Source organism: Nocardia barduliensis (assembly GCF_013315795.1).
GTDB lineage: Bacteria > Actinomycetota > Actinomycetes > Mycobacteriales > Mycobacteriaceae > Nocardia > Nocardia barduliensis.
The window spans coordinates 1-3,420 of record NZ_JABLTE010000224.1 but is presented as its reverse complement, the minus strand read 5'-3'; the positions used below and the strand labels follow the sequence as shown (position 1 = coordinate 3,420).

Sequence of the window (3,420 nt, the reverse complement as noted above, 5' to 3'; positions counted from 1 at the left end):
TCGAGGAGGACCGTGGCATTTGGGAGTTCACTCGGACGGTCGGTCATGCGGGGCCGGTGGATCAGATTCGTGGACTCGAGTATCTGTTGCGCACCGGCGCGGTCAGCACAGGAGACCACGTCATGCTCTTCAGCGGCGGACCGGGTATGGAGGCTGCGTGCGCGGTCGTCGAAATCACGGCGGTACCGGACTCAGGCGATGATCGCGACATGTAGGAATGTCACGGTGAGATGAAAAGGTACCGTCACAGCGATCACGCCGGTGACCACGCGCAGGAGAGTTCGGCGAGTCGCACTGACATGGCGTTCCCCGCTCCGTGCCAATCGCAGCAGGCGCCGCTCGATTGCATGGTCGGCCATCGCCAGCGCCACTGTCGGCGACCGTCGCATGGCCATCCGAATCAGCGCCGTACGTACCGCCTGGTCACCACATTCGCGCGCGGCCGCCGTATCCGCGCACATCTCCACGATCTCGGCGATGGCCACCGGGGCCTGACGAAACAGCGGGATGATGGGCAGCGCCTTGCCGAGCACCGATGTCCACATCAACACGACGTGATGGCGGCCGCGCAGATGCGCTCGTTCGTGCGCGAGAACCGCCGCCGCGGCCGCGTCGCCGAGCTGGAAGACCCCTTCGGTTGCGACGATCAGATCGCTGCTGCCGCTGATTGCGAACGCGACAGGGTCGGCGTGGTCGAGTCTTAGCACATCGGGCGTTGCCGACATCGTGCGACCGACGGCCCGCAGTAGAGCCGCGTTGGTGTCGGAAGTTTGTAGGCGTCGGCGAGTCGCCCGAATGATGCGGTTACCGAGCCAGACAGCGAGAGCCAGAAGCAGCACCACTCCGGCGATACCGACGAAACACTCCACGGCCGTCGATGCCCCGTGGGTGAATGAATGCCACGCCCAGTGCGAAGACAAGGCTCGAGGGACGAGTGTGGCCCCGTGCTCGGGAAGAAGCAATACGACCGCACTACCGACCGTCGCGGTGACGACGCCGACGATCGCGGCCAGCCACGCAACCAGCACAAGAACTGGATCCTGCTTGGTGACATCCACCCGCTTCAGTATCGAGGGCGCGGCGGTCCCCACCACCGTCGCAGAGACGAGCAACAGGACCGCTGACAGCATCGTGTCTTCCTATCCTCTGTCGCTGGTCACGCCCCGCCGCAGGACGCACACCAGGCACAGCCGGGTCTGGGGCCGAATGGATACCGGTAGCCACGTCGATGAAACCATCGGAACACACGTTGCCGCAGCACTTCAGGGTGACCGCGGATGTACCCGAGGCGAGCGCGTCGATGCAGCGCATCCCAACTTACCGCCGATACAACTCGTCGGTACACCGACGCGTTGTCTCTCCGACTCCGAAGACCACAGTTATTGGGGCGCAGTAACTCTCGAACAAGCGCCTGCTTCCGTTGATAGGGCGGCGCGTTGTTGCCGCCCTACTAAGTGCCTTAGTACCTTGGGGAGGGCTTTTCGGCGTGCCGGCGAGGCCGCGTGGTCGCAACGAGGGGAGGAGGCGCTCATGCCCGATTCGATCAGTGACAACCAACCCGACGAACCGTTCGGCGAGCCCTATGTGCGGTGGGCAGACGGTGTACCTGTGGTCGCTCCGCTCGACGATATTCCGGTCAGCCTGGTCCCGATACGGCTGCTCAGCCACAGCAATCTGGCCCGGCAGACGGGCGAGGATCCATCGCACACCCAAGTCCTCGCGGAGACCGAAGCCGAACTGCCGCCGATCATCGTCCATCGCGCCACGATGCGCGTGATCGACGGCATGCATCGAGTCCGAGCGGAAATGTCCAAAGGACGCACCGCAATCGCCGCGCGCATCATCGACTGTGATGACGACACCGCGTTCCTGCTGGCGGTCGCCTCCAACATTCGCCACGGTCTCACCTTGAGCACCGCGGACCGCAGAGCTGCCGCCGAACGCATGATCGCCCAGCATCCGGACTGGTCGGATCGAGCCGTAGCGGTGGCTACCGGCCTGTCCGGCAAAACGGTTTCGACCGTTCGAGCCGCCTGTTCGACTGCGAACGTAGCGCAGTTGAACTCCAGGGTCGGCATGGATGGTCGACTACGACCACTAGACAGCGCCGCCTCACGACGACGTGCCGCGCAGATGCTGCGCGACAACCCCGACGCGGGGCTTCGTGAAATCGCCCGCGCTACCGGGCTTTCTCCCGCGACCGTGTCCGATGTTCGCCGGCGCGCGCAGCGCGGTGAGGATCCGGTGCCCGACCGGTATCGCCGCCGACCCAAGAGCACCGTCGAAAAGCCGGCAACAGCCGCAAAACGAGCAACGTCCGCAGGGCCTGCCGCAGAACCCGATGTGCTGTTGGCCAAGCTGAGGAACGACCCCGCTCTGCGGTACAACGAAACCGGTCGGCAAACGTTGCGCTGGCTCTACCAGCACATGGTCGATCCGGGCAGCTGCCAAGACCTGGCATCGAGCCTTCCTGAGCATTGGTCGGAAGTCGTGGCCGAACTAGCTCTCAGCTACGCCCGGACCTGGAGGACGCTCGCCGACAAGCTCCACGACGAAGCACGGCGCAAGGCCGACACCGCGTCAACTCTGCCACCTCCGAACGAGGCGGCGCCGTTGTGAGGTCTCCCCACCGCGCGACTTGAATCCGATCACAGGTGCCGCCACAATCGTGTGAACGTCGGCCTCCGATGCGGTCGGCTTGTCCACGGAGGTGCTCGGTGCTCGGGCTCGGCGATCTGGAAGCCACTGTAATGGACGCCCTTTGGCGTGCCGGCGCACCGATGAAGGTGCGCGACGTCCTCCAAATGTGCACCACGGCCGAGCGTCAGCCAGCGTACACAACCGTCATGACGGTTTTGGACAACCTTCATCGCAAAGGCTGGGTCTCCCGCGTTCTGGAGCATGGCGCCTACCTCTACCGACCGACCTCTACGCGAGAGGAAGCCGCCTCGCGAGCGCTTCGTCAGGTGCTCGATGAATCCGGGAATGCCGAAGGGGCGTTACTGCAATTCGTGCGCTCCGCGTCCGATCAGGAATCCTCCATCCTCGAAGCGGCACTTCGCCACCGCCGGTAGTCGAAGCCCGTAGCTGACTGCCACCCCATTTTCGTGCGACGTTCGCGCTACAGGTGTTGCCGTCAGTCGGGAGTAATACCTAGCATTCGAACATCGCCGACGTGGGCCATGCCATTCAGGCTGATTCTCAGCCTGCTGACACGAATGCCCGCGCGATCGTTCGAATCGAACAGGGGACCGTTATGAAGGTTGATGGGATTTTTTTTGCTGGTGTGGGGTCGGCAGGGAATTCGAGGTCGCCGACCTGCCCGGCATCGAGCAGCAATTAGCCGAGGAAGGTGACGCCGTCACCTGCGCGTCGATAAGTCGGCAACCTCACCGACCAGCGGGGTCCCGTCAACTGGCC

Annotated in this window: 3 protein-coding genes and 1 pseudogene; 3 read left to right on the top strand and 1 reads right to left on the bottom strand. The window is 64.1% G+C overall.

What is annotated here, in order from left to right; genetic code table 11:
- Positions 1-215, top strand: a pseudogene (locus HOV91_RS39640) (hypothetical protein); the annotation flags it as partial.
- Here the strand turns inward: HOV91_RS39640 and HOV91_RS38630 are convergent.
- Positions 192-1,130 carry a M56 family metallopeptidase gene (locus HOV91_RS38630; RefSeq protein WP_174190120.1) on the bottom strand — a complete coding sequence of 313 codons (939 nt, stop codon included), beginning with the start codon at positions 1,128-1,130 and terminating at the stop codon, positions 192-194. The pseudogene HOV91_RS39640 and the gene HOV91_RS38630 sit on opposite strands and share 24 nt — an antisense overlap.
- 400 nt (positions 1,131-1,530) lie before the next feature.
- On the opposite strand from HOV91_RS38630, the gene HOV91_RS38625 reads away from it, so the two are divergent.
- On the top strand, positions 1,531-2,619 hold the full coding sequence (locus HOV91_RS38625; RefSeq protein ID WP_174190119.1) for a ParB/RepB/Spo0J family partition protein: 1,089 nt from the start codon (positions 1,531-1,533) through the stop codon (positions 2,617-2,619).
- Positions 2,620-2,687: 68 nt separating this feature from the next.
- On the top strand, positions 2,688-3,074 hold the full coding sequence (locus tag HOV91_RS38620) for a BlaI/MecI/CopY family transcriptional regulator (protein WP_217441602.1): 387 nt from the start codon (positions 2,688-2,690) through the stop codon (positions 3,072-3,074).
- The last annotated feature ends 346 nt before the right edge of the window (positions 3,075-3,420 follow it).